The sequence below is a fragment of the Fibrobacter sp. UBA4297 genome (assembly GCF_002394865.1).
Taxonomy (GTDB): Bacteria; Fibrobacterota; Fibrobacteria; order Fibrobacterales; family Fibrobacteraceae; genus Fibrobacter.
In genome coordinates this window covers 73,079-99,648 of record NZ_DGUZ01000010.1, presented here as the reverse complement: position 1 = coordinate 99,648, position 26,570 = coordinate 73,079, and the positions used below count along the sequence as shown (strand labels likewise).

General features: G+C 49.9%; 24 protein-coding genes and 1 tRNA gene. 10 read left to right on the top strand and 15 right to left on the bottom strand.

Features of this window, described 5'->3' with window-relative positions; translation table 11 throughout:
* The first annotated feature begins 47 nt into the window (after positions 1–47).
* Positions 48–770 carry a tRNA 2-thiocytidine biosynthesis TtcA family protein gene (locus B3A20_RS05370; protein WP_041260116.1) on the top strand — a complete coding sequence of 241 codons (723 nt, stop codon included), beginning with the start codon at positions 48–50 and terminating at the stop codon, positions 768–770.
* 111 nt (positions 771–881) lie between these two features.
* On the opposite strand, the gene B3A20_RS05365 is transcribed toward B3A20_RS05370, so the two are convergent.
* Both B3A20_RS05365 and B3A20_RS05360 read right to left on the bottom strand, forming a co-directional pair.
* Positions 882–1,538, bottom strand: coding sequence for a fibrobacter succinogenes major paralogous domain-containing protein (locus tag B3A20_RS05365; RefSeq protein ID WP_290762767.1), 657 nt, complete (start codon positions 1,536–1,538; stop codon positions 882–884).
* Between the two features lie 75 nt (positions 1,539–1,613).
* Positions 1,614–2,519: a LysR family transcriptional regulator gene (locus tag B3A20_RS05360; protein ID WP_290762632.1), complete on the bottom strand. Its 906-nt coding sequence runs from the start codon at positions 2,517–2,519 to the stop codon at positions 1,614–1,616.
* A gap of 202 nt (positions 2,520–2,721) precedes the next feature.
* On the opposite strand from B3A20_RS05360, the gene metE reads away from it, so the two are divergent.
* The 4 genes from metE to B3A20_RS05340 all read left to right on the top strand — a co-directional run bounded on the left by metE (position 2,722) and on the right by B3A20_RS05340 (position 8,171).
* Complete coding sequence (gene metE / locus B3A20_RS05355) at positions 2,722–4,989, top strand: 5-methyltetrahydropteroyltriglutamate--homocysteine S-methyltransferase (protein ID WP_290762631.1); 2,268 nt, start codon at positions 2,722–2,724, stop codon at positions 4,987–4,989.
* 389 nt (positions 4,990–5,378) lie between these two features.
* A complete protein-coding gene (locus B3A20_RS05350) occupies positions 5,379–6,629 on the top strand; it encodes a cytosine permease (RefSeq protein WP_290762629.1) in 1,251 nt (416 codons plus the stop codon).
* 50 nt (positions 6,630–6,679) lie between these two features.
* Positions 6,680–7,510, top strand: a complete 831-nt coding sequence (locus tag B3A20_RS05345; protein ID WP_073442740.1) for a pyridoxamine kinase — start codon at positions 6,680–6,682, stop codon at positions 7,508–7,510.
* Position 7,511: 1 nt separating this feature from the next.
* The gene (locus B3A20_RS05340) at positions 7,512–8,171 is read left to right on the top strand and encodes a TatD family nuclease-associated radical SAM protein (RefSeq protein WP_290762625.1); all 660 of its coding nucleotides are present in this window, start codon (positions 7,512–7,514) and stop codon (positions 8,169–8,171) included.
* Positions 8,172–8,220: 49 nt separating this feature from the next.
* On the opposite strand, the gene B3A20_RS05335 is transcribed toward B3A20_RS05340, so the two are convergent.
* From B3A20_RS05335 to B3A20_RS05325, 3 genes are all read right to left on the bottom strand, one after another.
* Positions 8,221–9,021: a hypothetical protein gene (locus tag B3A20_RS05335; protein ID WP_290762623.1), complete on the bottom strand. Its 801-nt coding sequence runs from the start codon at positions 9,019–9,021 to the stop codon at positions 8,221–8,223.
* A gap of 3 nt (positions 9,022–9,024) precedes the next feature.
* Entirely contained in the window at positions 9,025–9,873 is an 849-nt protein-coding gene (locus tag B3A20_RS05330; protein WP_290762621.1) for a hypothetical protein, read from the bottom strand.
* 264 nt (positions 9,874–10,137) lie between these two features.
* Positions 10,138–11,457, bottom strand: coding sequence for an aspartate kinase (locus B3A20_RS05325; protein WP_072830594.1), 1,320 nt, complete (start codon positions 11,455–11,457; stop codon positions 10,138–10,140).
* A gap of 267 nt (positions 11,458–11,724) precedes the next feature.
* Between B3A20_RS05325 and B3A20_RS05320 the strand changes: the two genes are divergently transcribed.
* On the top strand, positions 11,725–12,669 hold the full coding sequence (locus tag B3A20_RS05320) for a sigma 54-interacting transcriptional regulator (RefSeq protein ID WP_173562669.1): 945 nt from the start codon (positions 11,725–11,727) through the stop codon (positions 12,667–12,669).
* 26 nt (positions 12,670–12,695) lie between these two features.
* Here B3A20_RS05320 and B3A20_RS05315 read toward each other — a convergent pair whose 3' ends face one another.
* The 3 genes from B3A20_RS05315 to B3A20_RS05305 form a co-directional block, all read right to left on the bottom strand.
* Positions 12,696–13,610 (bottom strand): PorV/PorQ family protein, encoded by a 915-nt coding sequence (locus tag B3A20_RS05315; protein WP_290762617.1) that lies wholly within the window; start codon positions 13,608–13,610, stop codon positions 12,696–12,698.
* Between the two features lie 106 nt (positions 13,611–13,716).
* Positions 13,717–15,237: a phosphomannomutase gene (locus B3A20_RS05310; RefSeq protein WP_290762616.1), complete on the bottom strand. Its 1,521-nt coding sequence runs from the start codon at positions 15,235–15,237 to the stop codon at positions 13,717–13,719.
* Positions 15,238–15,401: 164 nt separating this feature from the next.
* Positions 15,402–16,337, bottom strand: a complete 936-nt coding sequence (locus B3A20_RS05305) for a tetratricopeptide repeat protein (protein ID WP_290762614.1) — start codon at positions 16,335–16,337, stop codon at positions 15,402–15,404.
* 73 nt (positions 16,338–16,410) lie between these two features.
* Here B3A20_RS05305 and rsmA point away from each other — a divergent pair, with 73 nt between their 5' ends.
* Both rsmA and B3A20_RS05295 read left to right on the top strand, forming a co-directional pair.
* A complete protein-coding gene (gene rsmA / locus B3A20_RS05300; RefSeq protein WP_290762612.1) occupies positions 16,411–17,208 on the top strand; it encodes a 16S rRNA (adenine(1518)-N(6)/adenine(1519)-N(6))-dimethyltransferase RsmA in 798 nt (265 codons plus the stop codon).
* A gap of 79 nt (positions 17,209–17,287) precedes the next feature.
* A complete protein-coding gene (locus B3A20_RS05295) occupies positions 17,288–18,166 on the top strand; it encodes an MBL fold metallo-hydrolase (protein ID WP_290762610.1) in 879 nt (292 codons plus the stop codon).
* Between the two features lie 4 nt (positions 18,167–18,170).
* Here the strand turns inward: B3A20_RS05295 and B3A20_RS05290 are convergent, their stop codons facing one another.
* A complete protein-coding gene (locus tag B3A20_RS05290) occupies positions 18,171–18,965 on the bottom strand; it encodes a YggS family pyridoxal phosphate-dependent enzyme (protein ID WP_290762608.1) in 795 nt (264 codons plus the stop codon).
* A 282-nt stretch (positions 18,966–19,247) separates the two neighbouring features.
* Here B3A20_RS05290 and B3A20_RS05285 point away from each other — a divergent pair, with 282 nt between their 5' ends.
* Positions 19,248–19,703, top strand: a complete 456-nt coding sequence (locus B3A20_RS05285) for a type II toxin-antitoxin system VapC family toxin (protein WP_085491807.1) — start codon at positions 19,248–19,250, stop codon at positions 19,701–19,703.
* The gene (locus tag B3A20_RS05280; RefSeq protein ID WP_073442676.1) at positions 19,693–19,914 is read left to right on the top strand and encodes a hypothetical protein; all 222 of its coding nucleotides are present in this window, start codon (positions 19,693–19,695) and stop codon (positions 19,912–19,914) included. The genes B3A20_RS05285 and B3A20_RS05280 overlap by 11 nt, the downstream gene beginning before the upstream one ends.
* Before the next feature lie 53 nt (positions 19,915–19,967).
* On the opposite strand, the gene lon is transcribed toward B3A20_RS05280, so the two are convergent.
* The 6 genes from lon to B3A20_RS05250 all read right to left on the bottom strand — a co-directional run bounded on the left by lon (position 19,968) and on the right by B3A20_RS05250 (position 26,488).
* Complete coding sequence (gene lon / locus B3A20_RS05275) at positions 19,968–22,427, bottom strand: endopeptidase La (protein ID WP_290762605.1); 2,460 nt, start codon at positions 22,425–22,427, stop codon at positions 19,968–19,970.
* A gap of 92 nt (positions 22,428–22,519) precedes the next feature.
* A complete protein-coding gene (clpX, locus tag B3A20_RS05270) occupies positions 22,520–23,773 on the bottom strand; it encodes an ATP-dependent Clp protease ATP-binding subunit ClpX (protein ID WP_014546087.1) in 1,254 nt (417 codons plus the stop codon).
* A complete protein-coding gene (locus tag B3A20_RS05265; RefSeq protein WP_014546088.1) occupies positions 23,773–24,363 on the bottom strand; it encodes an ATP-dependent Clp protease proteolytic subunit in 591 nt (196 codons plus the stop codon). Before B3A20_RS05265 ends, clpX begins: the two co-directional genes overlap by 1 nt.
* Positions 24,364–24,375: 12 nt before the next feature.
* Complete coding sequence (gene tig / locus B3A20_RS05260) at positions 24,376–25,635, bottom strand: trigger factor (RefSeq protein WP_290762601.1); 1,260 nt, start codon at positions 25,633–25,635, stop codon at positions 24,376–24,378.
* A gap of 45 nt (positions 25,636–25,680) precedes the next feature.
* A tRNA-Leu gene (locus tag B3A20_RS05255) sits at positions 25,681–25,760 on the bottom strand.
* 41 nt (positions 25,761–25,801) lie between these two features.
* Positions 25,802–26,488: a class I SAM-dependent methyltransferase gene (locus tag B3A20_RS05250; RefSeq protein ID WP_290762599.1), complete on the bottom strand. Its 687-nt coding sequence runs from the start codon at positions 26,486–26,488 to the stop codon at positions 25,802–25,804.
* Positions 26,489–26,570: the final 82 nt, after the last annotated feature.

Genomic DNA, 26,570 nt, shown 5'->3' with positions numbered 1-26,570 from the left:
ATTTTAGAACTGCGCCTGGGAATGCGTGCGCTTTGGATAAAGTAATTATGTCGAGTCAAATTCGCAAGAGAGTCAATAAGAAAATCACGAAAGCCATCCACGACTTCAATTTGATTGAAGACGGAGACCGCGTACTCATCGCCACAAGCGGTGGCAAGGATTCAAGCGTGTTGTTGATGGAGCTCGCCGCGCGACTCGGCAAATTCGGGCCAAAATGCGAACTTGCCGCCATCCACATCCAAAGCGATTTTGCAGACAAGGCTCCCCGCGAATTTTTGCAACGAATGGCAGAAGAATACCCGCAAGTGCCATTCTACTTTAAGGACGTCGCCGTAGAAGCCCGCCTCAAGGAAGGCCGCAAGCTGAATTGCTATTGGTGCAGCACACAACGCCGCACAGAACTCATCAAGTTCGCAAGCGAAAACAACTTCAACAAAATTGCGCTCGGCCACCACATGGATGACATCGTCGAAACGCTACTGATGAACATGCTATACAAAGGCGAATTCAGCGGCATGCCGCCCATGGTCCCGTACGAAAAGTATCCGTGCAGCATCATCCGCCCGCTCTGCTACTGCGAAGAAAGCGAAATCATCGCCTACGCCGAAGACGCCGACATCCGCAAGTTCACCTGCACCTGCGAATTCTCGAAAGCAAGCCATCGCAAAACCATCCGCGAAGAAATCAAGAGCTTAACGAAAGGAAGTTCCACGCTCAAGGCAAACTTGTTCGAAAGCATGCGAAATATCAGGATGGATTATTTATTGTAAGCCGACGTGTCGGGATGCACGGGAAAAGTGTATGCGTCGGAAAATGCGCATGCTTCGAGGAATGCGCGCGACCTCATATAGAATATATCTGCAAATGATACTGCGCGGACTTTACCGAACACAGCGTATGGAACGAAAGTCATCTTTCAAAAACGAATTTAAACTCGCAGCATCGCTGCTGAACGACAGGAATAAATAATACGCATTCGATTCCGGATTTTCAGAATCTTCGGTCGCGCTCCAGAAATACGCGTAACCGCCAATACCATCAAACTTGCCGCCGGAAATTGTGCCGTCATCAGCTTTCGAGATCGCGCCACGATAACCCGCCGGGAGCGCGTTGAATCCGAAGTCATCAGAGCCGTTTCCTTTTTTGAACCAGCCGTCGCGAGATTTTAAAGCCGCGCCTGCGAGAGGTCGCGCATCATCCCCAGACGCCGCAGAAATGAGCTCCGCAAAGTCCGATTTCGTCGGGAGCCGCCAACCCTCCGGACAAACCGTTTTTGCCTCAGCCCAAGTATAAAGGCGCCCCAACCGTTTGCAATTTCGCAAGTCGCCATCAGGGCAAGCACTCGCCTCTGTTACATAATTCAAATTTTCCGCCATCCATGTGAGATTGCCAATTTTTACAAAGTCATAACTTTGCCCGTCACGCGAATCCGTGAAAGACTCGGAACACGCAGAGAGGATGAAAAAAAGAACAAGCGCGCCAAACCTACCGAATGCAGGCAACAAAGAAAATTGTGAACGAAAGAACCGATTATTCATATAACCAAAAATATATCTTTTATATTCCAAAATCAAGCCATCCACAATTGTTGATAAATTGTCAAGCAATTTTCTTTACTTGCAATGTTTCTTTAGCGCTGCGGTGTACGCTTCGGCATAGCGTGATTTGGTGACGCCTTTGCGCATCACGTAACCGACGGTCATCTTGTCGTGAACATCGAGGCGCTTTGCAATGATGTTCTTGCCGTTGAGTTTGTGGCTAATGACACCAGAGCAAATCGTGTAGCCGTCAAGGCCGATGAGCAAGTTGAAAAGTGTAGCGCGGTCACGGACTTTGATGTTTCGCGGACAGTCGAAATCGATGGCAGTGAGCGGTTCTTCGGCAAAGTAGAACGAGTTGAAATCGCCCTGTTCGTAAGTCAAGTACGGAAACGGTTTGAGATCCGCAAGTGTGATTTTTTCTTTTTTCGCAAGCGGATTCTTCGATGACATGAACACGTGAAGCGGTGTTGCAAAAAGCGGTTCAAACACAAGATTGTTCTTTTGAATGAGCTTGGTGATGACCTTTTCGTTTTTGTCACTGAGGTAAAGCACGCCCATTTCGCTTTTCATTTTGGCGACATCGTCAATGATTTCGTTAGTTTGCGTTTCGCGAAGCGTAAAATCGTAGCTTGGGCCACCGAACTTGCGGATAACATCAACAAACGCATTCACGGCAAAAGAATAGTGCTGGCAGCTGACGGAGAAAATCATATTGCCGCCTTTGCCGCCTTTATAGCGGTCTTCCATGAGGGTTGCTTGTTCCAAAACCTGTCTTGCGTACGAAAGGAATTCATCGCCTTCGTTTGTGATGGTCACGCCTTTGTTGGAGCGGTTGAAAATCGTCACGCCCATTTCTTCTTCAAGTTCGTGGATAGCAGCGGTAAGGCTCGGTTGCGAGATAAAGACTCGCTTGGACGCTTCGGTGATGTTTCGCGTGTCTGCAATGGCGATGGCGTATTTAAGTTGTTGTAGAGTCATTGTTAGGTCGCTTCGCTTTTAGGTTATAGGTATTAGGTTTTAGGTTTACAAGTTAATTATAAATTTTCTTTATCGCTAGTTATAAATCACCATAGGAAAAATCTATGGTGAACGCATAAAAAATAGTATTTTACCAATGATAAAAAGTGAGGTATATTTGGAGCGTTCAAAAAAAACAAAGTAAAAAGGTAGGTAAAACACTATGAGCATTAAAACATCTGTAATTGGTTTCCCGCGTATCGGTAAGAATCGTGAACTCAAGTTCGCTAGTGAAAAGTTCTTCAAGGGCGAAATCTCCGAAGCTGAACTCCAGAAGGTCGCCGCAGAAATCCGCCAGTACGGTTGGCAGAAGCAGAATGCCGCAGGTATCGACTTCATCCCGTCCAATGACTTCTCGTTTTACGACAACGTTCTTGACACCGCATTTTTGCTGAATGTCATTCCAGAACGCTACAGCAGCCTCGAATTGAGCACGCTCGAAAAGTATTTCGCTGCCGCCCACGGTTACCAGGGTGCAAAGGGCGATGTGAAGGCCCTCCCGATGAAGAAATGGTTCAATACGAACTATCATTACATTGTTCCGGAAATCGATGACGCTACCGATCTCAAGCTCGTCGGCAAGAAGCCGGTTGAAGAATTCAACGAAGCCAAATCGGCCGGAATTGAATCCGTTCCGACGCTTATCGGCGCATACACATTCCTCCGTCTTGCACGTTACAACGGCAACAAGAAGGCCAAGGACTTCGCCGCAGCAGCTGTCAACGCTTACGCAGAACTCGCCGAAAAGCTCGCCACCGCAGGCGCCAAGTGGATTTCGTTCGCAGAACCGGCTCTCGTTTTCGATGTGACTGCAGAAGAACGCGAACTCTTCAAGACGATTTACGCAGAACTCTTGAGAAAGATCGGCGAAAAGAAGAACCTCAAGATTGCATTGCAGACTTACTTCGGCGACATCCGCGATGTTTATCAGGATGTGACCGCCCTCGGCTTTGACGCTATCGGTTTGGATTTCGTTGAAGGTCTTAAGTCTCTTGAACTTTTGAAGACGGGTTTCCCAAAGAACACGCTCCTCTTAGCAGGCGTTGTAAACGGCAAGAACATCTGGCGCGCCGATTACGCACAGAAGAATGCAATTCTTGACGAAATCAAAAAGGTCGTCGCTGCAGAAAACGTTGTTGTTGGCACATCTTGCTCTCTCTTGCATGTGCCTTACACGGTTGCTGCAGAACAGAAGCTCTCGGCGGACATTCTTAAGCACTTTGCATTCGCCGAAGAAAAGCTCACAGAACTTGCAGAACTCGCTAGCGCTGACGCAGATGCACTCGCCAAGAACAAGGCTTTGTTCGCAACTGCTCGCGTGCAGGCAAATGCAAAGGTTCAGGCAGAACTCACCGCCCTCTCTGCTGCTGATTTCGAACGCAAGCCGAGCCGCCTCGAACGCCGTGAAGTGCAGAAAGCAGAATTCAAGTTGCCGGCCTTCCCGACAACGACAATCGGCTCCTTCCCGCAGACTGCCGAAGTTCGCGCCAACCGCGCCGCTTTCCGCAAGGGCGAAATTTCCAAGGAACAGTACGTTGCATTCAACCAGAAGAAGATTGCCGAATGCATCAAGTTGCAGGAAGAAATTGGCCTCGACGTGATTGTCCACGGTGAATTTGAACGTAATGACATGGTGGAATATTTCGGTTCCAAGATTGACGGCTTTGTATTCACGCAGAACGCCTGGGTGCAGAGCTACGGTACCCGTTGCGTGAAGCCGCCTGTCATTTGGGGTGACGTGAGCCGCAGCGCTCCGATTACGGTCGAATGGTCCGTTTTCGCACAGAGCTGCACCAAGAAGCCGGTAAAGGGCATGCTTACGGGTCCTGTCACGATTCTCAACTGGTCGTTCCCGCGCGAAGATGTTTCCTTGAAGACGCAGGCTCAGGAAATCGGCCTTGCCATCCGTGACGAAGTTTTGGATCTCGAAAAGAACGGCATCAGAATCATCCAGATTGATGAAGCCGCTCTCCGCGAAAAGTTGCCGCTCCGCAAGAGCGATTGGCACAAGGAATATCTCGACTGGGCCATTCCGGCATTCCGCCTAGTCCATGCCAAGGTCAAGCCCGAAACGCAGATCCACACGCACATGTGCTATAGCGAATTCAACGACATCGTCCGCGACATCGACAACATGGACGCCGACGTGATTACGTTCGAAGCCAGCCGTTCTGACCTCAAGTTGCTCGATGCCTTGAACGATGCCAAGTTCGAAACGCAGGTGGGCCCGGGTGTTTACGACATCCACTCTCCGCGCGTTCCGTCCGAACAGGAAATCGTTGACGCACTCCACAAGATCATCGCGAAAGTCCCGCAGCAAAACGTGTGGGTGAACCCGGATTGCGGCCTCAAGACTCGTGGCGAAACCGAAACGACGGCAAGCCTCAAGAACCTCGTCGCCGCCGCCAAGAAACTGCGCGAAGAAAAGTAAAAAGTTACACCTCTACTGTCGTTGCAAGGAACACCTCTCTTTACTGATAGACAGATTCTAAGTTCGCTCTAGTCTATCGCTCATCCCCGTGTGCAAAGCGCCGCGGGGATTTTTCTGTTGTCAGAAGCTACCAGCCCGCCATAAATACCGAAAATCATTTAATAAGTATAAACTATCGACATTTGTTTTCTATAGTAAAAATATATAACACCGCATAAAAAAGTAGTATATATAAAAGGGCTTGCGACCACTCCACCCCATTGCTATCTTTGTGCCGCATTTGAAAGAAGCATCAAAAAACAAATGCAAGAAATAATGGATCCTATCGCCTTCGGCTTCAGGATGACGAAAGCGAAGCGACAAGCGAAAGAGACAACAGGAGGCGTAACATGGAAAAACGCACAGGACTTTTTGCAAATGGAATTATATGGTTTGGCGTTGCCATCTCCGTTTCCGAAATTGAAGCCGGTATAGAAATTGGCGCTGCAGCTGCCAGAGATTCGCTCTGGCTCCCGCTCGTGCTCGGGCACATTTTTGGCGGCATTTTGCTCTTTTTCGTGGGCCTCATCGGTGCGCGCGTTCGCTTGAACGCCATGGAAACGACCAAATCCTCATTCGGCAAATACGGTTCCAAGTTCTTCGCCGCGCTGAACACATTCCAGTTGCTCGCCTGGGTCGCGGTCTTGAACGCTCAGGGCGCTTCGGCATTGGCTGGGCTCAACTTGCCGATTTCATTCCCCTTGACTTGCGTGATTCTCGCCGCCCTCATCGCCGCTTGGGTCTATGTGGGCATCCGCCGTTCTGCAAACGTGACGACCGTCGTGATGGCCGCTCTTACTATTTTGCTCGCCATTCTTTCTGTGAAGTTGTTCGGACTCGGCAGCAGTTCAAGCGCCGCCGCTAATGTTGCAACAACCGCCGGAAACGCCACAACAGTAGCAACGCTCGGCTTCTGGAACATTTTCGAAATTTCCATCGCTATGCCGATTTCTTGGTTGCCGGTCATTTCGGACTACACGAAGGACGCCGAAAAGCCCGTAAAGGCAACAGCAATTTCTGCCATCGCTTACACATTCGCAAGTCTCTGGATGTACATTATCGGTATTGAAATTTCGGGCATTGGCGCAAGCAATAACATCGCGCAGGCCATTCTCCTCGCAGGTCTCGGCCTCCCCGGAATCATCATCGTAGTACTCTCGACAGTAACAACAAACTTCCTTGCGGCAAACTCCGCTGGCGAATCTTCCAAGGCGATTTACAGTAAAATAAATCCAAAAATTGCAGGTGTTGTCGTGAGTTTCTTGAGCGCAGCTCTCGCCATTTCGGGAATCATGGAGCACTACATCAGCTTCCTTTACCTGATTGCTTCCGTATTCGCCCCGATGGCCGCCGTACTTCTCGTTTCATTCTACTTCTCGAAGGAACGCACCGAATCGCTCGGCGCTTGGCTCTGGAACATTTTTGCCTGGCTCGCAGGCTTTATCGCCTACCAGGTCGCAGAACATTTCGACTCCGTTTTCCTCGGCCCTGCACTCCTTGCGGTGATTGTATCAGCGGCATTTGCGTCCGTGCGCATACTGTCGGAGATTAGGGGAGATTCCCGATCATCCCCGTCAAGCGAGGACAGGCGTCGGGATTGACACATTCACTCTTAATTTTTATTTCTTAATTTTTTAAATTTTCACTCGTCATGTCTCAAAAGAAAATCGCGTTAATTAATGATGTTACAGGATTTGGTCGGTGCTCCATCGCAGTCATGGCACCGATTGTTTCCGCCATGAAAATTCAAGCGGTTACAATTCCAACCGCAGTCCTTTCGGCACACACGCAGTTCCCCGAATACTACTTCGACGACTACACGTCAAAAATGCGCGATTACATTCAAACCTACAAGGATTTGAATTTATCATTCGACGCCATCGCTTCTGGGTTCCTCGGTTCCGAAGAACAGGTCGACATCGTCATAGATTTCTTCAAGACATTCAAGAAAAATGGTTCGTTTACCTTGGTGGACCCCGTGATGGGCGACTACGGCAAGCTCTACGAGACCTACACGCCGAATTTGTGCGAAAAGATGAAAGCGCTCGTCCATTACGCCGACATCTTGACGCCGAACTTGACAGAACTTTGCACGCTGACCGACGTTGAATACCGCACCGAAGGATTTACCGACGCCGAACTTGGCGAAATGTGCCGCAAGCTCACGGAACAAGGCCCCGAACACATCGTCGTAACCGGCATTCCGTACAACAGCAAGCAAATCATGAACTACGTCTACAGCAAAGGCGAAGAACCGCGAATCGTGATGGTGGACCGCATCGGCGGCGACCGCAGCGGAACTGGAGACGTCATCAGTTCAATTATTGCGGGCATGTACATGAACGGTCACGATTTTTACGAATCGGTCAAAAAGGCCGCAGAATTTGTAACAAAGTGCATCCGCTACTGCGAAGACAATAACGTTCCCACGCATTGGGGACTGTGCTTCGAAATGTACCTTCGTGACTTGATGGAGGATTAAAATGGTTGTTTATACGGTAACAGGAAATGTTGGACAAGCAGGCTACCTCGACATCGCCAACAGCGGCGACATCACAGGCAAGAATATTTATGTGAACATGACAAACCGCTGCCCGTGCAGTTGCGTTTTTTGCTTGCGCCAAACAAAGAAAATGATGGAAGGCAATTCGCTCTGGCTCAGAGGCGGCGAACCGAGTGTCAACGGCGTCATGAGTATTTTCGACAAGTACGACCTTTCCGTCATCAACGAACTCGTCTTTTGCGGCTACGGCGAACCGCTCGAACGCCTCCACGACGTGTGCAAAGTCATCGACCAGCTGCACGGCAAATACCCGAAATTAAAAGTCCGCCTGAACACGAACGGACTTGCAAACCTGATCCACGGCAGAGACGTAACGCCCGATCTTGAAGGCCGTTTCAACACCGTTTCCATCTCGATGAACGCCCCGGACGCCGAAGAATTCCTGGAACTCACGCGCTCGAGATTCGGAATCCAGTCCTTCGATGCGCTGAAGGAATTCGCAGTGCTTGCAAAAGAGCACGTGCCAAACGTGGTGATGACCGTCGTCGAAAAAGTGATGCCCGAAGAAAAAATCGAACGCTGCCGCAAGATTTGCGAAGAGCTCGGCGTCACGCTGAGAGTAAGGCCCTTCGAAAGCTAAGGAATAAAGCTAAGAAATGCTGCCGCCGACAAAATCGGCGGCTTTTTAATCACGTCATCTCTTTCCACTTGACAAATAAACTTTTCACTTTTTGGAAATAAGCACGGGTTTTCTCGGGTTCGATAAAGAATGTCGCTACGCAAACGACAAGGAACGTATTGAACATCAGTCCAACAAAAGCACTGGCAACATAATAGCCGCCATACATATTTTCGCGCATATACCCTAGCGAGCCCCATAAAAGTTCGACAAATGCTATCACGGCATAAATTTTCAATATCAAAGAATTTCTTTTCACGATGGCGAACACGCCTAGAGCAATAGGCAATAAAGCCAACACTGCATTCACAATGGAAAATGATTCCGCACCTTTAAATAAACTCACAATAGATTGAATCATGTCATTTGCGCCATCGACCATGAAAAATGCCGTGCAAAATTGAAGCAAGCCAAATTGCGTAGCCTTTTTGGGTTCAATGAAAAATACAGCAACAACAAAAACTATCATGGGATTCACAATTCGTTCAAGCAGACTGTTAAAGAGATGACTATAGCTAACACCAAGCGGCAAGCGATTAAAGTTCATGATGTCTACTACGGTTCCACCCAAAATACAAATGGCTATCCACACAGCGTAGATTTTCAAAACCAACACATTCTGTTTAACAAGTGCGACTGTTCCTAATGCAAAAATAATCACGCACAAAAGAAGTGATGCAATAAAAAATCCTAAAGGTTCGATATCTCCCGTCATTTCTGCGTAAAACCTATTGAAAAGCAGGCTCGCAATGTTATACAGCGAGTTCATAATCATGACGGCAGCACAAACTCTAAGCAAGGCTAAATTCATAAATCATCCTTTAATTTTCTGTAAGAACGATTTCACCCATTCAGGTTTAATAAAGAATACCGCAATGGCAATCACGGTTGAAGTATGGAAAAGCGTATGGGCAACAAGCGAAACCGCAATATAAAGGTCTAATCCAGAGATGCGGATAAAATTGAATAAGTTCAACAAAATTTGAATAAATATCATAAAAGAGCCCACCATCAAGACTGGCACATTCTTTTTGACAAACGCAAATACGCCTACTGCTAAATAAACAACACCAAAGAAAGCAAGCTGAAACACGGGAAGTTGCGTAAAGATAAAATGCGACAAGCTGTTCAATCCGCTTACGGCAAAGCAGATAGCGCAAAGCCGGAGCAAGAGATCCTGTTTTTCAGAAGTCACAAAAAACGCCGCCACGGCAACGACAACATTTATGTTAAAAATCAAGCTAATGAAGCTCTGGGCAAGATTCACTTCTCGCATTTCATTTCCCAACAAACCGCTTATAGGATTCATAGCGAATGCACACAGCACAACCCAGATAAGGAACAGCACCGCCAATATTTTTAGCGCCTTCACGCTCTTTTTGACAAGCGCAAATATCCCTAGCGCAAGTAAAACGGCAAAAGCCAAGACACCGAGCAGCACAACTAAACCAACTCCCGAAGCCACCAACAGTCCGACCGTCGCAAGCAAATCTTCAAACGACGAATTCGTAAGTGCACTCCACAAAGAACTGAAAAATCCACCGTGCCCAGCCGAAATACACATATTGACGACAAAGTTCAACAGGTTCGCAATGAATACGATAACGCAAACCCTGAGTAAAGCCAGGTTTCCGTTGAATTGATTTTTTTCTCCTTCGCTCATTTGGCCCCTCTATTATTAGATTAAATATATTACCTCGTTCTAAAAATAAAAAACGGCCCGGATTTATTCCGAGTCGTCTTTAATTTCTAGTTCCTTCGACGCGACGCCTCGCGGCTTCTTGCTCAGGATGACATCGCGTAAGGAGGTGCCCTCCCCATACGCGGATCATGCTCACATAAGTGCTAAAGCACTAAGTGATCAAAGAGCTCGGTAGCGGGAATGACAATCGCGCGTTATATTAAGCGGGGCGTGCCCCGCCATTTTTTACTTCACGAAGGCAGCGTAGATGGCCTTGATAGCCTTTTCAGTATCGGCTTCGTCAACACCGGTGATGATGTTGATCTGGGAAGAACCCTGGTCGATAATGCGGACGTTCACCTTGCTTTCGGCAAGAGCCGTAAAGAGCTTCGCGGCAACACCAATCTTGTTCGTCATGCCGTGACCCACGGTAGCGATAAGAGCGATGCCCGGGAAAATCTTGATACGGTCCGGACGCATCTGCTGCGTGATGTCTTCGAGGACAACGTCCTGCACGGCGTCGAGAGCCTTGGAATCCACGACAATGCTCATGGAGTCAATTGCACTCGGGCAAAGTTCGTAGGAGAGTCCTTCGCTTTCGAGCACAGCGAGCACGCGGCGGCCAAAGCCAACTTCCTTGTTCATCATGGACTTTTCGATGTAGATCATCGAGAAGCCCTTGCGGCCTGCAACACCCGTAATCGGGAGCTTTGCGCTTTCCGGAGTCGGGCCAATGATGGTGCCTGCGTCTTCCGGGCGGTTCGTGTTGCGGATGTTGATAGGAATCTTCTTCGCGCGGCAGGGAGCGATGGATTCGTCGTGGAGCACACTTGCGCCGGAGTATGCAAGTTCGCGGATTTCGCGGTAGCTCACGTATTCGATAGGCAGCGGATTTTCAACGATGCGCGGGTCAGCCATGAGCATGCCCGAAACGTCGGTCCAGTTTTCGTACTTGGCTGCGTCAATGCCGTTCGCGAGGATGGCGCCAGTGATATCGGAACCGCCACGGCTGAAGGTCTTCACTTCGCCACGGAGGTTAGAGCCATAGAAGCCCGGCAAGACGTACAACTGATTTTCGTCGCCGAGAGCCTTTGCAATTTCTTCGTAAGTCTTCGGAGCGATGCGGTACTTGTCATCGAAAGTGATGAGCGGGTAGCTATCGACGAAGTTTGCACCGAGATACTTTGCCATAAGGCGTGCGCAGAGGAATTCGCCACGGCTCACGAGGAAGTCCGTGCTCACGGATTCCGGATGGTTCTTGAGCTTGTCTTCGAGACTGTCGAGGTCTTCGGTAAGCTTGTCTTCAAGACCGAGGTCCTTGCAGATTTCATCATAGCGCTGGCGGATGAGGTTCCACGGCGTGGAGAAATCGAGGCCCTTGGAGGCGAGATCATAGGTGCTGTAGAGGAGGTCGGTCAGTTTGGTTTCTTTCGGATTACGCTTGCCCGGAGCAGAAACGACGATGACTTTGCGGTTCTTGTCGCTTTCGACAATGGCCTTGATTTTTTTGAACTGACCTGCGTCGGCGACAGAGGAGCCACCGAACTTACATACGATTCTAGACATTTTGTTCCTTTGGGCCACCAAACCTCTCGGCTTCGAGCGCAACCACTTTCCTCGCGGTTGTCGTGCCCAAGCCTACCCATCTGGCCAGCCACTTGGTTTTGTGCAATGTTAAGCAGCGGCACTTTACCGCCGCGCGGACAAAGATAGAAAAAGTGTGCAAGGTGTCAATGGTGAACGGAAAATTGATTAATAAAAATTTACAGGACAAACGGGCGAAAAAAGCGTGTTTATATAGTAGAACCACCTCAAGTAAAACTTTGAAGGTCTATGAAAAAACACGAACAATTGATGCTTATCGCCGCCAAATCGAACATTCCCGTACTGTTGCAGGGAGAATCGGGAGTCGGCAAGGAAATCGCCGCTAGGTTTATCCATGAACACAGCCCACGAAGCGAGGGGCCATTCGTAGCACTCAACTGCGGAGCCATTGCACGTAACCTCGCCGAGAGCCTCCTAGAAGGCGCCAAAAAAGGCTCTTACACCGGAGCCGCAAGCGATCACCAAGGCATTGTGCAGGCGGCAAACGGCGGCACGCTATTCCTCGACGAAATCGGCGAAATGCCATTCGACATGCAGAGCAAGCTTTTACGCATCTTGCAGGAACATTCCGTGCTCCCGCTCGGCGCCACGCAAAACGAACCGGTCGACTTCAGGCTTATATGCGCCACAAACCGCAACTTGCAAAACGAAATCCACAGCGGGAACTTCCGCAAGGACCTGTTCTTCAGGCTGAACGCCTTCCCCATCGTGATCCCGCCGCTCCGCAACCGGGACGACTTCGCCGACATCGCCACAGCCATTTGGAACGATATCACAGCAAGGACTTTTGCCGTTCAACTCCTGCTCCGCAAATGGGAAATCAGGGCACTTTCCAGATACGACTGGCCGGGCAATATCCGCCAGCTGAAAAACGTCCTCCAGCGCTACGCACTATTAAGGCAACACGAAATATCGCTTGAAGAAATCCTCTCCGAAGAATTTTCGCACCAGACGATAAACGATATCGATGAACACTACACGTACTGCAACACACGAGCCTCGGCACCGAATTGGCAATTTATTCAAAAAGCGCTATACGAACACAATGGGAATAAAAGCAGAGCCGCCAAAGCGCTCAAAATCAGCCGCGGATGCCTGTGCTACCAAATAAAAAAGCACGAGCTCCGCGAATGGAACTCGTGCGAAAAATTGAACCGCCCGATTGAAGCTTGAGCAAGCCAAATCAGAACGGGAACGAATTAGAACTTCACGCCGACGGCGATGTAATGGTTGCCGCCTTCAAACGCCGGGCGCGGGCTATAAGCGTAGTCAAACACGATCATGCCAAACGTCACACCGAGGCCGCCACTAACTGCATCTTCGGTATCCGGGCGGATTGCATAGCCCATGCGGAACGAGAGCATATCGAAGTAGACCACTTCGCCGCCAACCAAGACCTGAGCCTTTGTATCGGCACGGCGGTACGCATCTACAGACAAATGCACCATCCAACGGTCAAGAATCGGGATGAATCCCGTCACGCCCGCCTGGAGCGCAAGCGGTGCTGCTTCTTTCTCGGATTCATACTTGCTTGCAAAACCGAGATTCGTAAAGTTTGCACCGAATGACAAATACTCATTCACGCGGAAAGAGCCACCCGCATCGACAGAGAACAAAAATCCAGTTTCGTCATCAATCGTCTGCGTGGCAAAACGTGCCGAAGCGGCCCAGTTGAAAATCTTGGAACGGCTGCCGAAACCGGCTAAAAGCGACCAAGCGTAAGAGCCGTATTCCGAAGTCTTGAGACCATTCTCGTCACGGCCTTCAATGTTATCGTAACCCAAAAAGTCAACAGCAAGCCCTAGCGTGTACTTGTCGCCAATCGGGAGACCGTAATATGCCGAAACAAAGTTATCGGCACCGCCATTGCCAAAAATCACCTGGCTAAGTCCAAATTCCGCATCGTTTGCAACGCTCATCGCAAGTGGATTGCGCGAAATTTCGGACACGCGACCGGGATCAGCAACGCCTGCACCCGAGAGTGCAGCCGCACGCGGCGAAACCTGCATCGCTAAAAACTTCATCGTCACACCGCCCGGGTCCAAATGCCAATACTCCCCTGCAAATGCGAGGGAACCAACAGTCAGTGCAAACGAAAGAAACTTTTTGAACATACGAAGTATAAGATACTAAAAAATAGAACTTAGAACTTAGACCGCTGCGCTCTTAGAACTTAGAATATTGCAATATCCCTAAGTTCTAAGCTCTGCCAACTAAGTTCTAATTTCGCCAACCTTCCATAATCTTGAGGCAGTCCGCGAGGAGTTCTGCACTGCGTTCCTTGCCTTCGGTTTCCACGTAGCAGCGGAATTCCGGAGCGTTTCCGCTCGGACGCAAGTGGATGATGTCGCCAGAATCGAATTCCATGCGGTAACCATCGACCTCATTTAAAGAAACCATCTTGCCCTGGAACGCTTTCGGCGCAGAACCGTCCTTTGCAAACTTGGAAGGCTTTGCAGCGAGAGCGCCGAACAGCTTTTCGCCGAGATTCTTTTCGCGAATTTCAGCAAGCTTCGCCTTGGACTTTTCGGTCGGGAATTCCTTGAGGCGGTCGCTCACGGTAAAGCGCTTCGGCAACTTGCGGAGCAAATCCACAACGCACATGCGTTCCTTGCGGACCATTACCATCACGGCAATCATCGGGAGGAGGGCGTCACGTGTCGGGAGGGCCTTGAGTGTGCGGCCATCGAGCGTCAAATCTGTCTCGAGCAAGAAACCGCCATTGGCTTCGTAACCTGCAACCGTGAGGCTCTTGTCGTTTGCATCGACCAGGCTTTCCATGCCTGCAATCACGTAAGGGCTACCGATACGCGTGCGGCAAATCTTTTCAAAACTGCCGGACTTTTCAAGTGAAGTGTTGCAGCTCACCGGAGTTGCAATGCGCTTGATTCCCAGAGACTGTGCGGCCAAAATGCCAAGCACGTCGCCACGGAGCCACATGCCCACGTCATCAGCCAAAAGCGGCCGGTCAGAATCGCCATCGGTACTGAACACGGCATCCACGTAATCCTTGTGCGTAAACTCACGGGCAAGCTCTTCGTCTTCTTTGCGGATAGCTTCGGTATCGACCGGCACAAACACATCGCTACGTCCAAACGGCTTGACCGTTGCACCGAGGCTTTCAAGAACCTTCACCACGATGTCGCGGCCCACAGCGGAATGCTGGTAAACGCCAATCGTGAGTCCATGCAATGCATCGCTACCGAAAAAGTCCGGGTAACGCTTGCAGTAATTTGCTTCGGCTTCCGCCTCGACCGCCGGGAGTTCCGGCGCAGCCTTCAGCATGCCCTTGTCGTCAAAAAGCGCTTCGTCGAAATCGACCGACTGCGAAACAATTCCCTGTTCGTCGGCCTTCGTGATTTCGCCATTCGGGTGGTTGAACTTGATACCGTTGCGGTCAGCCGGAATGTGGCTGCCCGTCACCATGATGGTCGGCAAATGCTTGTCAATGCCGTACATCGCAATAGCCGGGCTCGGGATGCGGCCGCAGTAAATCACCTTCCAGTTCGCATCGGCGCCAGCCTGCACGAGAGACTTCAAAATGCGTTCCGTACTCGGACGCAAGTCGCCCGCAATTGCAATCGTATGTTCGCACTTGTAAGACGCTTCGCAGTACTTGATAAAGGAACGTGCATACACATAGCACACACGGTCGGTCATAGCGCTCACGAGACCGCGAGCACCGCTCGTACCAAACGCCACCCCGGACTGTTTCATCACATCTTGCATCGCAACGGACATATTAAACCTCTGTTTAGTGATTAGTGGTTAGTGGCTAGTGGTTAGGACTGTTGATTTTAAAACGCAAAATCCTAAGGCACCGCCAAACCGCCAAATGATTTTACAAAGGACAAGATAGAAAAAGCTAGATGATGCTAAAAACTATTTGGATTCAATATGGGGGATTAAATCAACTTGCGGTCCTTGAGATCGTCCATAATCCAGCTGGGCATCCACTTTTCAAGCTTTTTATATTCAGCGTCCTTGAGTTTATTACGTTGTTCACCAGCCTTGGTTTCATTGCCAGCATCATGGTAAATGCGGATAAGGTTCAATACCGAGCACCAGTAGCGTATGGATTTTCCGGTGCGAGCGAGATAATCGGCGGCACTTTTCTCGTAGGCAACGGCGGCTTCGTCATAGCGTTTGAGTCTATAGAGCATGTCCGCCTTGATTTGGAACATAATCGGATGATTCGGGGCCTTTTTAAGCCCGAGTTCAGCAAGTTCCAACCCCTTTTGAAAATCCTTGCGATCGAAGTATATCCAAATGAGCGGTGTCAAGAACAGCGGCCAAAAACGTTTCGACTTGAGAGACGCCTCATCGAGCATTTGAAGATATATTTCGCGGTTATCCGATTTAAACGGAAGCCAAACTAAGCTGTTGTCTATAAAGTAAGCATAAACAGCATAAAATGCTTTCGCCTCCAGATCCGGGGATTCTTTAAACAACTTCGCAGCCGAACGCGTTTGCAACGCGCCCTTGATGGCATGACCAGTTTCCAGAAGGATATACCCGATTTCATAATTGCGGAGAGCGTCCCAAAGCCCTTCGGTCTTACAAGATTCCAGATTCTTGGCAGCCGCTTTTATCGAGGCTGTATCGCCTTTATCATCGTACAGGCTTACACCAATGATGCCTTGAAAAAGGCAGCCCACACCATCGTTTTCAAGGCGGAGCTTACGCGCCAAATTGAACGCTTCGACATAGTCGAGTTCCATCGTCTTTTGCGTAATCTGTTCGGCAAGTGCATTTTGCGATGGAGAAAGTGCAAAAGAAAGACCATCGGCAAAAGCTAGGCTGCACACCAAAAAACAAAATGTGATTATTCTCGACAACATTGATTCCAATTTAGAAACTTTTGATGTAGCGAACCACACACATAATTCAACTCCATTTTCTATATTCCCCGTCATGGATAGAGCACGCCGCCGTAAATTTGGACAGAACTTTTTGGATGTTGAAACCGCCACCGCTATCGCAGGCGATTTGCCCGCCGAAGCAGGCGAATTCGTCCTTGAGATTGGACCTGGTCACGGCGCACTCACGGAACACTTGCTCAATCGCGGGCTTGAACTTACCGCCGTCGAAATTGACGAGCAATGCGTCAAAGTCCTGAACGAAAAATTCAAGGGCTACAAAAATTTCAACATTGTCAACATCGACTTTCTGAAGTTTGACTTGCAGGCGTTTTTGGATGCACACGCAAAGCCGTGGGTTACCGGCAATTTGCCGTACAACGTAAGCACAGCGATTATTGCAGGGCTCATGCCGCGCTTGCATTTGACCAAGGGCTTTATGGGAATGGTACAGCTCGAAGTCGCCGAACGCATTTGCGCTGAGCCCTGTTCCAGCAATTACGGAAGCTTATCCGTACTCGTTTCCGCTTTTGCCAACACGCAGATTTTGCGCAAAATCGGACCGGAGCATTTTACGCCAAAGCCGAATGTCGATAGCGCCACGATGCTTTTGACACCGCGCGAAGACGCCCTCCAGGCGCCCGATGGATTTTTTGACTTTGTCCGCACTGCCTTCACGCAAAAGCGCAAGACGCTCGCCAATTCTTTCGGCAGAAATTACGACAAGAAGAAAATCCAAAGCACGATTGAACTTTTGGACTGGCCCACGACCATCCGTGCCGAAGAACTCAGCCCCGAACAGTTTTTGAATTTCTACAAAGCATTTAAAGACACATCAAATGAACCGCAATAGCAATAGGAACTGTGTAAGGTGATGCCCGCAAAAGGCACTGTCATCCTGGAGCCGAAGGCGATAGGAACCATAAGAGAAAATGAAAATTAAGATTCTCATAGACAACATCAGCGGTTTTGCCAGCAGCGGCTGCACTTGCGATTCTTGCACGGCCGAAACTTCACAAAAACAATTAAAGGGCGAATGGGGACTTTGCGTCTACACTGAATTCAACGGCAAGCGCATTCTGCTCGACACGGGAGCTTCAGCGCAGTTCGCCAAGAATGCTGCACTCATGGGGATTGACATTTCCAAAATCGATGCGGGTGTCTTGAGCCACGCGCACTACGATCACGCCGACGGCATGCAGGAATTCTTCGACAAGAACGACCACGCAAAATTCTACTTGCGAGATGCCGCCCGCGAAAACTGCTATCATACGCACAAATTCTTAAAGTTTTTCACGTACCAAGAATACATCGGCATCCGCAAAGGAACGCTCAAAAAGAATGCCAACCGCATCGTATTCGTCAACGGCGACTGCGAAATTTTACCAGGAGTAACGCTCGTCGGTCACAAGACGCCAAACCTCGATGAAATTGGCAAGCGCGCCCACATGAGCGTCAAGGAAAACGGCAAGTACCGCCCCGACAGTTTCAACCACGAACAAAGTCTAGTCTTCGACACACCCAAAGGTTTGTTCATCATGAACAGTTGCAGCCACGGCGGCGCCGACAACATCATCAAGGAAATCGAAGCGACTTTCCCCGGCAAGCAAATTTATGCCATCCTCGGCGGATTCCACCTTTTCCGCACATCCGACGACCGCGTGAAAGCATTCGCCGAACGCCTCCGCGATTTGAACGTTCAAAAAATCTACACAGGGCATTGCACCGGGCAACACGCCTACGAGATTTTGCACGATGTGCTCGGCGACAAAGTCGCACAAATGCACACCGGCATGGAAATTGAGGTGTAGTGTTCTATGCGGGGTCGTTTACCGGTTTGCTGTAATCGCGTTCGCCGAACAAAGCCGTGCCCACGCGAATCATCGTGGAACCTTCTTCAATCGCGACTTCCAAATCAAGCGTCATGCCCATCGAAAGCTGATCGAACTTCGCAAAAGCGCCACCTTTCGCAAGGAACTTCTGTTGCAGCCCACGCAAGAACGCAAAGCACTTGCGAGAATCTTCCGGAACACCCGTATTCTTGCCAATCGTCATGAGGCCGCGGAAACGCAAATGCGGAAAGTTTTCGCTCTTGCCGTCATCAGTGGCAGCGCCCGCTTTTGCCGCAAGATCGTTCAAGAAAGTTTCAGCCTCATGCACGTCCAAGCCGCTCTTCGTTTCTTCTTCGCCAGCGTTCACCTGGAACAAAATGTCAAGAACCTTGCCTTGGCCATTTGCAGCTGCGGCACAGACCTTCTCCAGCTTTTCCACAGCTTCGATGCTCGCGATAGAATGGATGCAGTCGGCCACAAGCGCCGCCTTCTTGAGCTTGTTACTTTGCACAGGACCAATCACATGGCAACGCACTCGTTCGCCGTTGAGAGCCGTACGCGGCTCAGAGAACTTGAGTTCCGCCTCTTGCACGCGGTTCTCGCCAAAGTCCGTTGCACCCAAAGCAATCGCATTTTCCACAGCTTCTGCCGGGTGGAACTTGCTCACCCACACAAGCTTAACCGAATCTCGGCTGCGGCCCGCAATCTTGCAAGCCTCGCCAATCCTTGCTTCGAGAGCTGCAAGGTGCTCGCGCATTTCATCAAGTGTGAATTCCATAGTTTTAGTAGACCGTTAGAAGTTGGAAGTAGACAGTGATTAGTGATTATGTTTTTCAGTTAAAAGATAATAAATCCTTTTCGGCCTAATATTAAAAAATTTATTCGCCAGTTAATATACTACTCTTCTCAAAAAGATTTTTATAAATTACAAAGTACCAGTATCAACATACTGGATTTTGCTATATCCTTTCTTATATCTTTTCCTAAATCCTTAGCTATATCGTTTGCTAGATGAATCGGCACTCCGATTCAATTTAATCAACTATATAATCTAAAGGATATGAAAATATATCTAGACAACTGCTGCTACAACCGGCCTTATGACGACCAAAGCCATTTGACCATTTCCATTGAAGCACAAGCTAAAATGCAAATACAATCTCTTGTAAAAGCACAAAAATTGCAATTGGCTTCATCATTTATTCTTGATTACGAAAATTCTTGTAATCCGTACACAGACAGAAAATCTGCTATAACAAAATTTTTGAATGATAATGTTTTCGATTATGTAGGAAGCGACAAATCAGATGTAATCGCCATAAATGCCAAGAAAATCATGGCAACAGGGGTAAAAATGAAAGACGCTTGTCACATTGCCTGTGCAGAATTAATGAATTGTGATTATCTTTTAAGTACGGACAAGCGGATGCTTAAATATAAAAGTAATTCGATAAAATTGATCAACCCCATAGAGTTCCTTAATCTAATAAGCGGAGGTGCTGAAAATGATAACTGAAATCACTCCACCAGCAACAATCGAATTGCTTTCCAGAGGAATGGAATGCCTCATCCGTGAACTCGGAGTTGTTGACACTGAGTATTTTATAGCAGCGGTCCAAAGAGAACGATTTGACTATACCAAATGGCAACGTGAACATTTCGACAAAATGGATCTGCAAACCTTTGTTGACAAGGCCTCTGCCTACGCCAAAGAAAAAGGGAAATAGCAAAAAGGCCCGCGCACATCACTGTGGCGGGCACTTTTTTTTTTCACAATCAATCACGCTTTCTTCGCGGGCTTTTTCGCAACAGGTTTCGCGGCAGTCTTGGCAACCTTCGCGTCAGCATTTTTCGTTTCGGATGGTTCGGCAGGCACACCAACCTTCGCGGTATTCCCGTCTTTCGCCTGACCCGCCTTCGGCATTTTGAACAAAATCTTCACAATTTCATCAATGTGCTTGTGCGTGAAAATCTTGAGGCCCTTCTTTGCCGGTTCCGGGAGTTCAGCCACATCCTTCTTGTTGCCTTCCGGCAAGTGGAGCGTCTTCACGCCAGCGGCAAGTGCAGCAAGCGCCTTCTCGTTCAAGCCACCAATCGGGAGGCAGGCGCCCGTAAGGCTCACTTCACCCGTAAACGCAATGTCCGGTGAAATCGGCTGCTTCGTAAACGCACTCAAGAGGCAGAGCGTAAGCGCGATTCCTGCAGAGGGGCCATCCTTCGGCACGGCACCTTCCGGCACGTGAATGTGGATGTCGGTCTTTTTCACAATCGCAGGGTCAATGCCAAAGCGTTGCAAGCGTTCACGAACAAGCGAAACGGCAATCTGTGCCGATTCCTTCATCACGTCGCCAAGCTTACCCGTCAAAATCAGCTGGCCCTTACCGCTCAAGAGCATGCATTCAATAGGCAAAATTTCGCCACCGACACTTGTCCAGGCAAGGCCTGTCACAACGCCCGGGCGGCCCGGTTCCGGCAGCTGGTTGTCCAAGAATCTCGGGGCGCCGAGGTAATCCTGAAGCACCTTCGCCGTCACTTCCGGCTTGATTTTTTTGCCCATCACAATGTCTTTTGCACGATGGCGCACCGCACTTTCAAGTACGCGTTCAAGTTCACGGACGCCCGCTTCACGTGTCCAGCCGCGCATCACAGCGTTAATCATCTCGTCGCTAAAGCTCACCTGTTCGCCAAGCTTCACGCCCGTGCGTTCACAGATGCGCGGGAGCAAATACTTGCCCGCAATCTGCAGCTTTTCATGCGGATAGTAGCCCGGCAAGCGCACCACTTCCATACGGTCACGCAGAGCTTCCGGAATTTCGCCTTCGCTATTTGCCGTCGCAATAAAGAGCACGCGGGAGAGGTCGAGACCCACTTCCATGAAGTGGTCGGTAAAGTCATGGTTCTGTTCCGGGTCCAAAACTTCAAGCATGGCACTTGCAGGGTCGCCTCTAAAGTCGCTTGCCATCTTGTCGATTTCATCGAGCAAAATCACCGGGTTCATGCACTTTGCACGGCGTAACGCATGGATAAAGCGGCCCGGCATCGCCCCAATGTAAGTGCGGCGGTGACCACGAATTTCAGCTTCGTCACGCACGCCACCAAGCGTAATGCGGACAAAATTACGCTGCATCGCGGTTGCAATCGATTCCACAAGCGTCGTCTTGCCAACACCCGGAGGACCCACAAGGCAAAGGATCGGAGCGCGGCGTTCCGTACCGGTAAGCTTCAGCACGGCCACGTATTCCATAATGCGTTCCTTGACTTTATCCAAGCCAAAGTGCTTGGAATCGAGTTCCGCCTTCACCTTCTTCATGTTCAAAACGGTATCGGTGTAAACACCATACGGGAGCGAGAGGAACCAGTCCACGTAATTGCGGCTCACCGCGTATTCCGGGGAGGTCGGCTGCATCATGCGCATGCGACCGATTTCTTCTTCGAGCTTTTCTTCAATCGCCTTGCTAAACTTCTTGGCCTTGATTTTCTTGAGCAACTGGTCCGGTTCCGAAGCACCGCCATTTTCGCCGTCCAACTCATCTTGCAACTGGCGAATCTGCTCCGAGATAAACCATTCCTTCTGCTGCTGGGCCATCTTCTGACGCACGTTCTGCTGCACGCGAATCATCACGTTCTCGTTTTCCTGAGCGACCTGCATCAGGCTAATCAGGCGGTCTGCAAGCGCATCAATCGTTTCGAGTTCCAAAAGCGCCTGCTTCTCGGAAAGCGAAATCGAGAGGAACGGGATCATCCCGTAAAACGCGTTGATGTGGCTATCCATCGTAAAGAGCGCTTCGACCATGCCATCAGCAATGTTCCTATGCATCGCATATTCGCGGAACATGTTCAGCACGTCTTCAAACTTTTCGCTCTTGTCTTCGGCCTTGATAAAATGTTCTCTCGGCGAGACCGTCACCTGCAAAAAGCCATCGCGCAAAGCAATCGAACGGAGATCTACCACGCTGTCGCCTTCCAGCACAACCTTCACGCAGCCATTCGGGAACGGCGTCACATTCGCCACGCGGGCAACCACGCCCACCGAGTAAAGGTCGAGCATCGGGTTGTCGAGCGTTTCCTGTTCCACATTCTTCTGTGCAACCAGGATAATTTCGTTGTTATGATTCTCAGCGAATTCCAGGGCACGGAGTGACATCTCGCGGCCCACCAAAATGCGTCTAGTCGTCAGCGGAAATACAACAGCATCCCTCAGAGGGAGCAACGGATACGTTTTATTAAAGTCAAAAGCCATACACTATAAAGATAGTATTTTGAAAGGTGAGGGAACAAAAAAGCAGTCACCGTTTTTCGGCAACTGCTAAAATTCGCAGTCCACAGCAACAACTAGGACTTTTTCTTGTTGTGCGTGAGGCCTTCCTTCACCATTTCGACAGTCACGGTGAACTTCTTTTCGCCAGAGCCTGGCATCTTGAACATAGCCTGCTGCAGCACGCGTTCCATCACGGAGCGGAGCCCACGTGCACCCGTCTTGCGGGTCATCGTTTCGCGGACGATTTCCTTGAGAGCATCGTCCTCGAATTCGAGCTTGATGTTGTCCATTGCAAACAAGCTCTTATACTGCTTCACGAGAGCGTTCTTTGGCTTCGTCAAGATGTTGAGGAGAGCCGTCTCGTCGAGTTCTTCGAGAGCAACAGCAATCGGCAAACGTCCGACAATTTCCGGGATGAGGCCGAACTTGATCAAGTCTTCCGGCTCGAGCTGCTTGAAGAGTTCGCTCAAGCTGTTTTCGCTTGCCGTGTGGATATCGGCACCAAAGCCCATACCACCCTGGTTCACGCGCTGGGAGATAATCTTGTCCAAGGTTTCAAAGGCGCCACCGCAAATGAACAGGATGTTTCTTGTGTTCACCTGCACAAGCGGCTGTTCCGGATGCTTACGGCCACCCTTCGGCGGGACCGATGCAACCGTACCTTCCAAGAGCTTCAAGAGGCCCTGCTGCACGCCTTCACCGCTCACGTCTCGCGTGATGGAGGGGTTAGCGGTCTTCCTTGCAATCTTATCGATTTCGTCGATAAAGATAATGCCGCGTTCAGCCTTAGCCACATCGTAATCGGCAGCCTGCAACAGGCGCACGATAATGCTATCGACGTCTTCGCCCACGTAACCAGCTTCAGTCAAGACCGTCGCATCGGCAATCGTGAACGGCACGTCCAAAAAACGGGCCATCGTCTGCGCCAAGAGCGTCTTGCCCGAACCAGTCGGACCGACCAGGAGCAAGTTCGACTTTTCGACATCGACATCGTCCTTGGACTTGTGCGTCTGCTTGTAACGCAAGCGTTTGTAATGGTTGTAAACCGCCACAGAGAGCGCCATCTTTGCACGGTCCTGTCCAATGACAAAATCGTCCAAGTGCGCCTTGATTTCGGTCGGGAGCGGGAGCGGCTTTGAAGAAATTTCCTTCGCTTCCTGTTCCTGTTTCGTACGTGCCAAGTCTTCTTCAAGAATGCGGCTGCACATGCGTATGCAATCACTGCAAATATACGCACCGGCACCGGTGATCATCTTTTCGACTTGTTCTGCCGGCTTTCCGCAAAAACTGCAGCTTACAGCCGGGTGGTTCTTGCCACTACGGTACATTAAATTCCCTCTTTACGCGGCACAAAAATTTCATCGATGACGCCAAAGGCCTTAGCTTCTTCCGGGCTCATGTAAAAGTCGCGGTCAGTCTTTTCGCGGACTTCGTCGACCGGCTTTCCGGTATGCTTAGCAACAATTTCGGTAAGGGTATCCTTAGTGCGGATAATTTCCTTGGCGGTAATCTGAATATCTGTAGATTGTCCAGTAGCGGCACCCGACGGCTGGTGCAACATGATGCGGGAATGCGGGAGCGCATAGCGCTTGCCCTTCGTACCTGCAGCAAGGAGCACGGCAGCCATCGAAGCACAACTACCAATGCAGATCGTAGCGATATTCGGGCGTACGTGCTGCATGGTATCATAAATGGCAAGCCCTGCCGACACGTAACCGCCCGGGCTGTTTATATACAGCGTGATATCCTTTTCCGGATTCTCGTATTCAAGGAAAATCAACTGGGCCATGACGTTGTTTGCCACTTCGTCGTTAATCGGCGTGCCCAAAAAGATGATACGTTCCTTGAGAAGTCTGGAATAGATATCGTAAGCGCGTTCACCGCGCCCGGTTGTTTCAATGACGGTAGGGATGATCATTTATTCCTCTTATTACTTTGTTTCTTCAGCTGCCGGGCGGATACCGACGATGAAGTCAGCAGCCATCTGGAAGCGAAGTTCGTCGCGCAGCTGGTTGATACGGCCAGACTGGCGGAAGTGGTTCTTCAGATTTTCGAATTCCACGTGATAAGCGTTAGCCATCTGCTGGAGGCGTTCGTCAACGAGAGCCTGCGTCGGCTTGATCTTTTCCTTCGTGGCGACGAATTCGAGAATGCGGTGCTTTTTAATTTCGCGGATTGCTTCACCGGAGAGTTCGTTTATCTGTTCTTCGGTCGGTTCCACAACGTCCTTTTCGCTCTGGGCATTGCGGTTGAGCGTCCACTTGATGAGGTCGTAGATACGAGCCTTCGGCACTTCGAACGGGTTAGCTTCGATGAGCTTGTCGATAGCTTCGTTGATAGCCTTGTTCTTTGCAGCGTCCTTCTTCTGGGCGGCGAGGCTTTCAGCGAGGTTGTTTCTCAAGTCAGCTTCGTCCTTGACGCCAATCTGCTTGCAGAATTCTTCGTCCAAAGTCGGCGGAACGATTTCGCGGACGTCCTTGATTTCGACGTTGAACTGAGCAGTCTTGCCGCGGTAGCGTTCGTCCTTGTGGTCATCCGGATACTTGAAGTTGATTTCCTTCTTGTCGCCGGCCTTAGAGCCCATGAGGCCTTCGTCGAATCCAGGACTTGCGGATTCACCGAGGAGAGAACGGAATTCCTTGTTTTCCGGAAGTTCCTGCTTTTCACCGTCGATAACAACTTCGATATAGTCGCCAACGACAACGTCACCCTTCTTGGCTTCACGGTCAACGTGTTCGTCCTTGCTCCACATCTGCATGAGGCGGTCGAATTCGGCCTGGACTTCTTCTTCGTGGACGGCGGTAGCCGGAACGGTGATGCCCGTGTCAGCGTAACCCTTGATATCGATTTCCGGATCAATTTCGACTTCGACCTTAAGTGTGATGTCGCTCTTTTCGTCGTCGTTGAAATCCTTCACGAGCATCTTGCCAACCGGGATGATGTTCGCCTTCTTGAGTTCTTCCTGAACGATTGCGTTCACGACTTCATCGACAGCTTCGTGACGGATGGACGGTCCGAACTGCTTCAAGATCATGGACTTCGGCACTTGACCCTGGCGGAAGCCCTTCAAGGCGACCTGCTTCTTGTACTGAGAAAGCTTCTTTTCGAACGGAACCTTGAGATCACCCTGCGGGATTGTAATTTCAAGGGTGCGCACGGTTGCGCTTGTTTCTTTGATTTCAGCGGACATATATACTCCGGTATACGGTTGTTAAAAAGGTGATAAAAAAAGAACTGCGAGGGGTGGGAGTCGAACCCACACACCGAAGTACCAGATCCTAAGTCTGGCGCGTCTGCCAATTCCGCCACTCTCGCGATTTCAAGACCAAAGATACAAAAAATTGCCTAAAAACGAATCACCTTTTTTCGATGACCCCGTAAAAACGGGACGGGTAACGCTTTGGAATCAGACCGAGCTTGTTCAGTACGCGAAACGGGAGCATCAAAAGGCCCAAAGGCCCCCTAAAACAGTCGCGCAAGAGCCTGATACCAGCCCCCGGGAACAAGTAGTCGCCCATAGCAAGGCGATACTCCACGCCGAGGGAATCAAGCATCTGCTTCATCTCGTCGTACGAAAAGTGCCACAAGTGGTCGGATACCGCAATATGCGCATACGTGAGCCCGCTTTCGAACAAAGTGTTAAAATCGTTCGTACACGGGAGCGAAAACACCACACGCTTCTTTGCCGCCCCGATAGCAGACTTCAAGAAGTCCACCGGATTTGGCACATGTTCCAAAACTTCAATCATCATGACCGTATCGGCAAGATTCTCGCCAAGCGGTTCACCCGGTTCAAGCAATTTAGTCTTGAGTCCGTTCTTTTCGGCAACTGCAAGCGACTTCTCGTTGATATCAGCAACAGTCGTGTCAAAGCCAGCCTTCTTCACCTCAAGCGAATAGGCACCTTCGCCACCACCAAGATCGAGCACAGATTCCCCGCGAACTTCGCGAAGCAAGAACTCGACCAGCGGCCTGTGGGCCTCACCCGGCTTTGCCGGCGGACCCGGAACGAAGAAAGAACTTTGACCTTGCAATTTACCCATGACTCGAAATATAGTAAACAGTTTTTAGTGATTAGTCAATAGTTCTTAGTCAGTAGTTGTTAGTCTTTAGTACTAATCGACC

What these genes read in the sequence shown, in the direction of transcription:
- B3A20_RS05370 (WP_041260116.1), top strand. Translation starts at nt 48, where the DNA reads ATGTCGAGTCAAATTCGCAAGAGAGTCAATAAGAAAATCACGAAAGCC.
- B3A20_RS05365 (WP_290762767.1), bottom strand. Translation starts at nt 1,538, where the DNA reads ATGAATAATCGGTTCTTTCGTTCACAATTTTCTTTGTTGCCTGCATTC.
- B3A20_RS05360 (WP_290762632.1), bottom strand. Translation starts at nt 2,519, where the DNA reads ATGACTCTACAACAACTTAAATACGCCATCGCCATTGCAGACACGCGA.
- metE (WP_290762631.1), top strand. Translation starts at nt 2,722, where the DNA reads ATGAGCATTAAAACATCTGTAATTGGTTTCCCGCGTATCGGTAAGAAT.
- B3A20_RS05350 (WP_290762629.1), top strand. Translation starts at nt 5,379, where the DNA reads ATGGAAAAACGCACAGGACTTTTTGCAAATGGAATTATATGGTTTGGC.
- B3A20_RS05345 (WP_073442740.1), top strand. Translation starts at nt 6,680, where the DNA reads ATGTCTCAAAAGAAAATCGCGTTAATTAATGATGTTACAGGATTTGGT.
- B3A20_RS05340 (WP_290762625.1), top strand. Translation starts at nt 7,512, where the DNA reads ATGGTTGTTTATACGGTAACAGGAAATGTTGGACAAGCAGGCTACCTC.
- B3A20_RS05335 (WP_290762623.1), bottom strand. Translation starts at nt 9,021, where the DNA reads ATGAATTTAGCCTTGCTTAGAGTTTGTGCTGCCGTCATGATTATGAAC.
- B3A20_RS05330 (WP_290762621.1), bottom strand. Translation starts at nt 9,873, where the DNA reads ATGAGCGAAGGAGAAAAAAATCAATTCAACGGAAACCTGGCTTTACTC.
- B3A20_RS05325 (WP_072830594.1), bottom strand. Translation starts at nt 11,457, where the DNA reads ATGTCTAGAATCGTATGTAAGTTCGGTGGCTCCTCTGTCGCCGACGCA.
- B3A20_RS05320 (WP_173562669.1), top strand. Translation starts at nt 11,725, where the DNA reads ATGAAAAAACACGAACAATTGATGCTTATCGCCGCCAAATCGAACATT.
- B3A20_RS05315 (WP_290762617.1), bottom strand. Translation starts at nt 13,610, where the DNA reads ATGTTCAAAAAGTTTCTTTCGTTTGCACTGACTGTTGGTTCCCTCGCA.
- B3A20_RS05310 (WP_290762616.1), bottom strand. Translation starts at nt 15,237, where the DNA reads ATGTCCGTTGCGATGCAAGATGTGATGAAACAGTCCGGGGTGGCGTTT.
- B3A20_RS05305 (WP_290762614.1), bottom strand. Translation starts at nt 16,337, where the DNA reads ATGTTGTCGAGAATAATCACATTTTGTTTTTTGGTGTGCAGCCTAGCT.
- rsmA (WP_290762612.1), top strand. Translation starts at nt 16,411, where the DNA reads ATGGATAGAGCACGCCGCCGTAAATTTGGACAGAACTTTTTGGATGTT.
- B3A20_RS05295 (WP_290762610.1), top strand. Translation starts at nt 17,288, where the DNA reads ATGAAAATTAAGATTCTCATAGACAACATCAGCGGTTTTGCCAGCAGC.
- B3A20_RS05290 (WP_290762608.1), bottom strand. Translation starts at nt 18,965, where the DNA reads ATGGAATTCACACTTGATGAAATGCGCGAGCACCTTGCAGCTCTCGAA.
- B3A20_RS05285 (WP_085491807.1), top strand. Translation starts at nt 19,248, where the DNA reads ATGAAAATATATCTAGACAACTGCTGCTACAACCGGCCTTATGACGAC.
- B3A20_RS05280 (WP_073442676.1), top strand. Translation starts at nt 19,693, where the DNA reads ATGATAACTGAAATCACTCCACCAGCAACAATCGAATTGCTTTCCAGA.
- lon (WP_290762605.1), bottom strand. Translation starts at nt 22,427, where the DNA reads ATGGCTTTTGACTTTAATAAAACGTATCCGTTGCTCCCTCTGAGGGAT.
- clpX (WP_014546087.1), bottom strand. Translation starts at nt 23,773, where the DNA reads ATGTACCGTAGTGGCAAGAACCACCCGGCTGTAAGCTGCAGTTTTTGC.
- B3A20_RS05265 (WP_014546088.1), bottom strand. Translation starts at nt 24,363, where the DNA reads ATGATCATCCCTACCGTCATTGAAACAACCGGGCGCGGTGAACGCGCT.
- tig (WP_290762601.1), bottom strand. Translation starts at nt 25,635, where the DNA reads ATGTCCGCTGAAATCAAAGAAACAAGCGCAACCGTGCGCACCCTTGAA.
- B3A20_RS05250 (WP_290762599.1), bottom strand. Translation starts at nt 26,488, where the DNA reads ATGGGTAAATTGCAAGGTCAAAGTTCTTTCTTCGTTCCGGGTCCGCCG.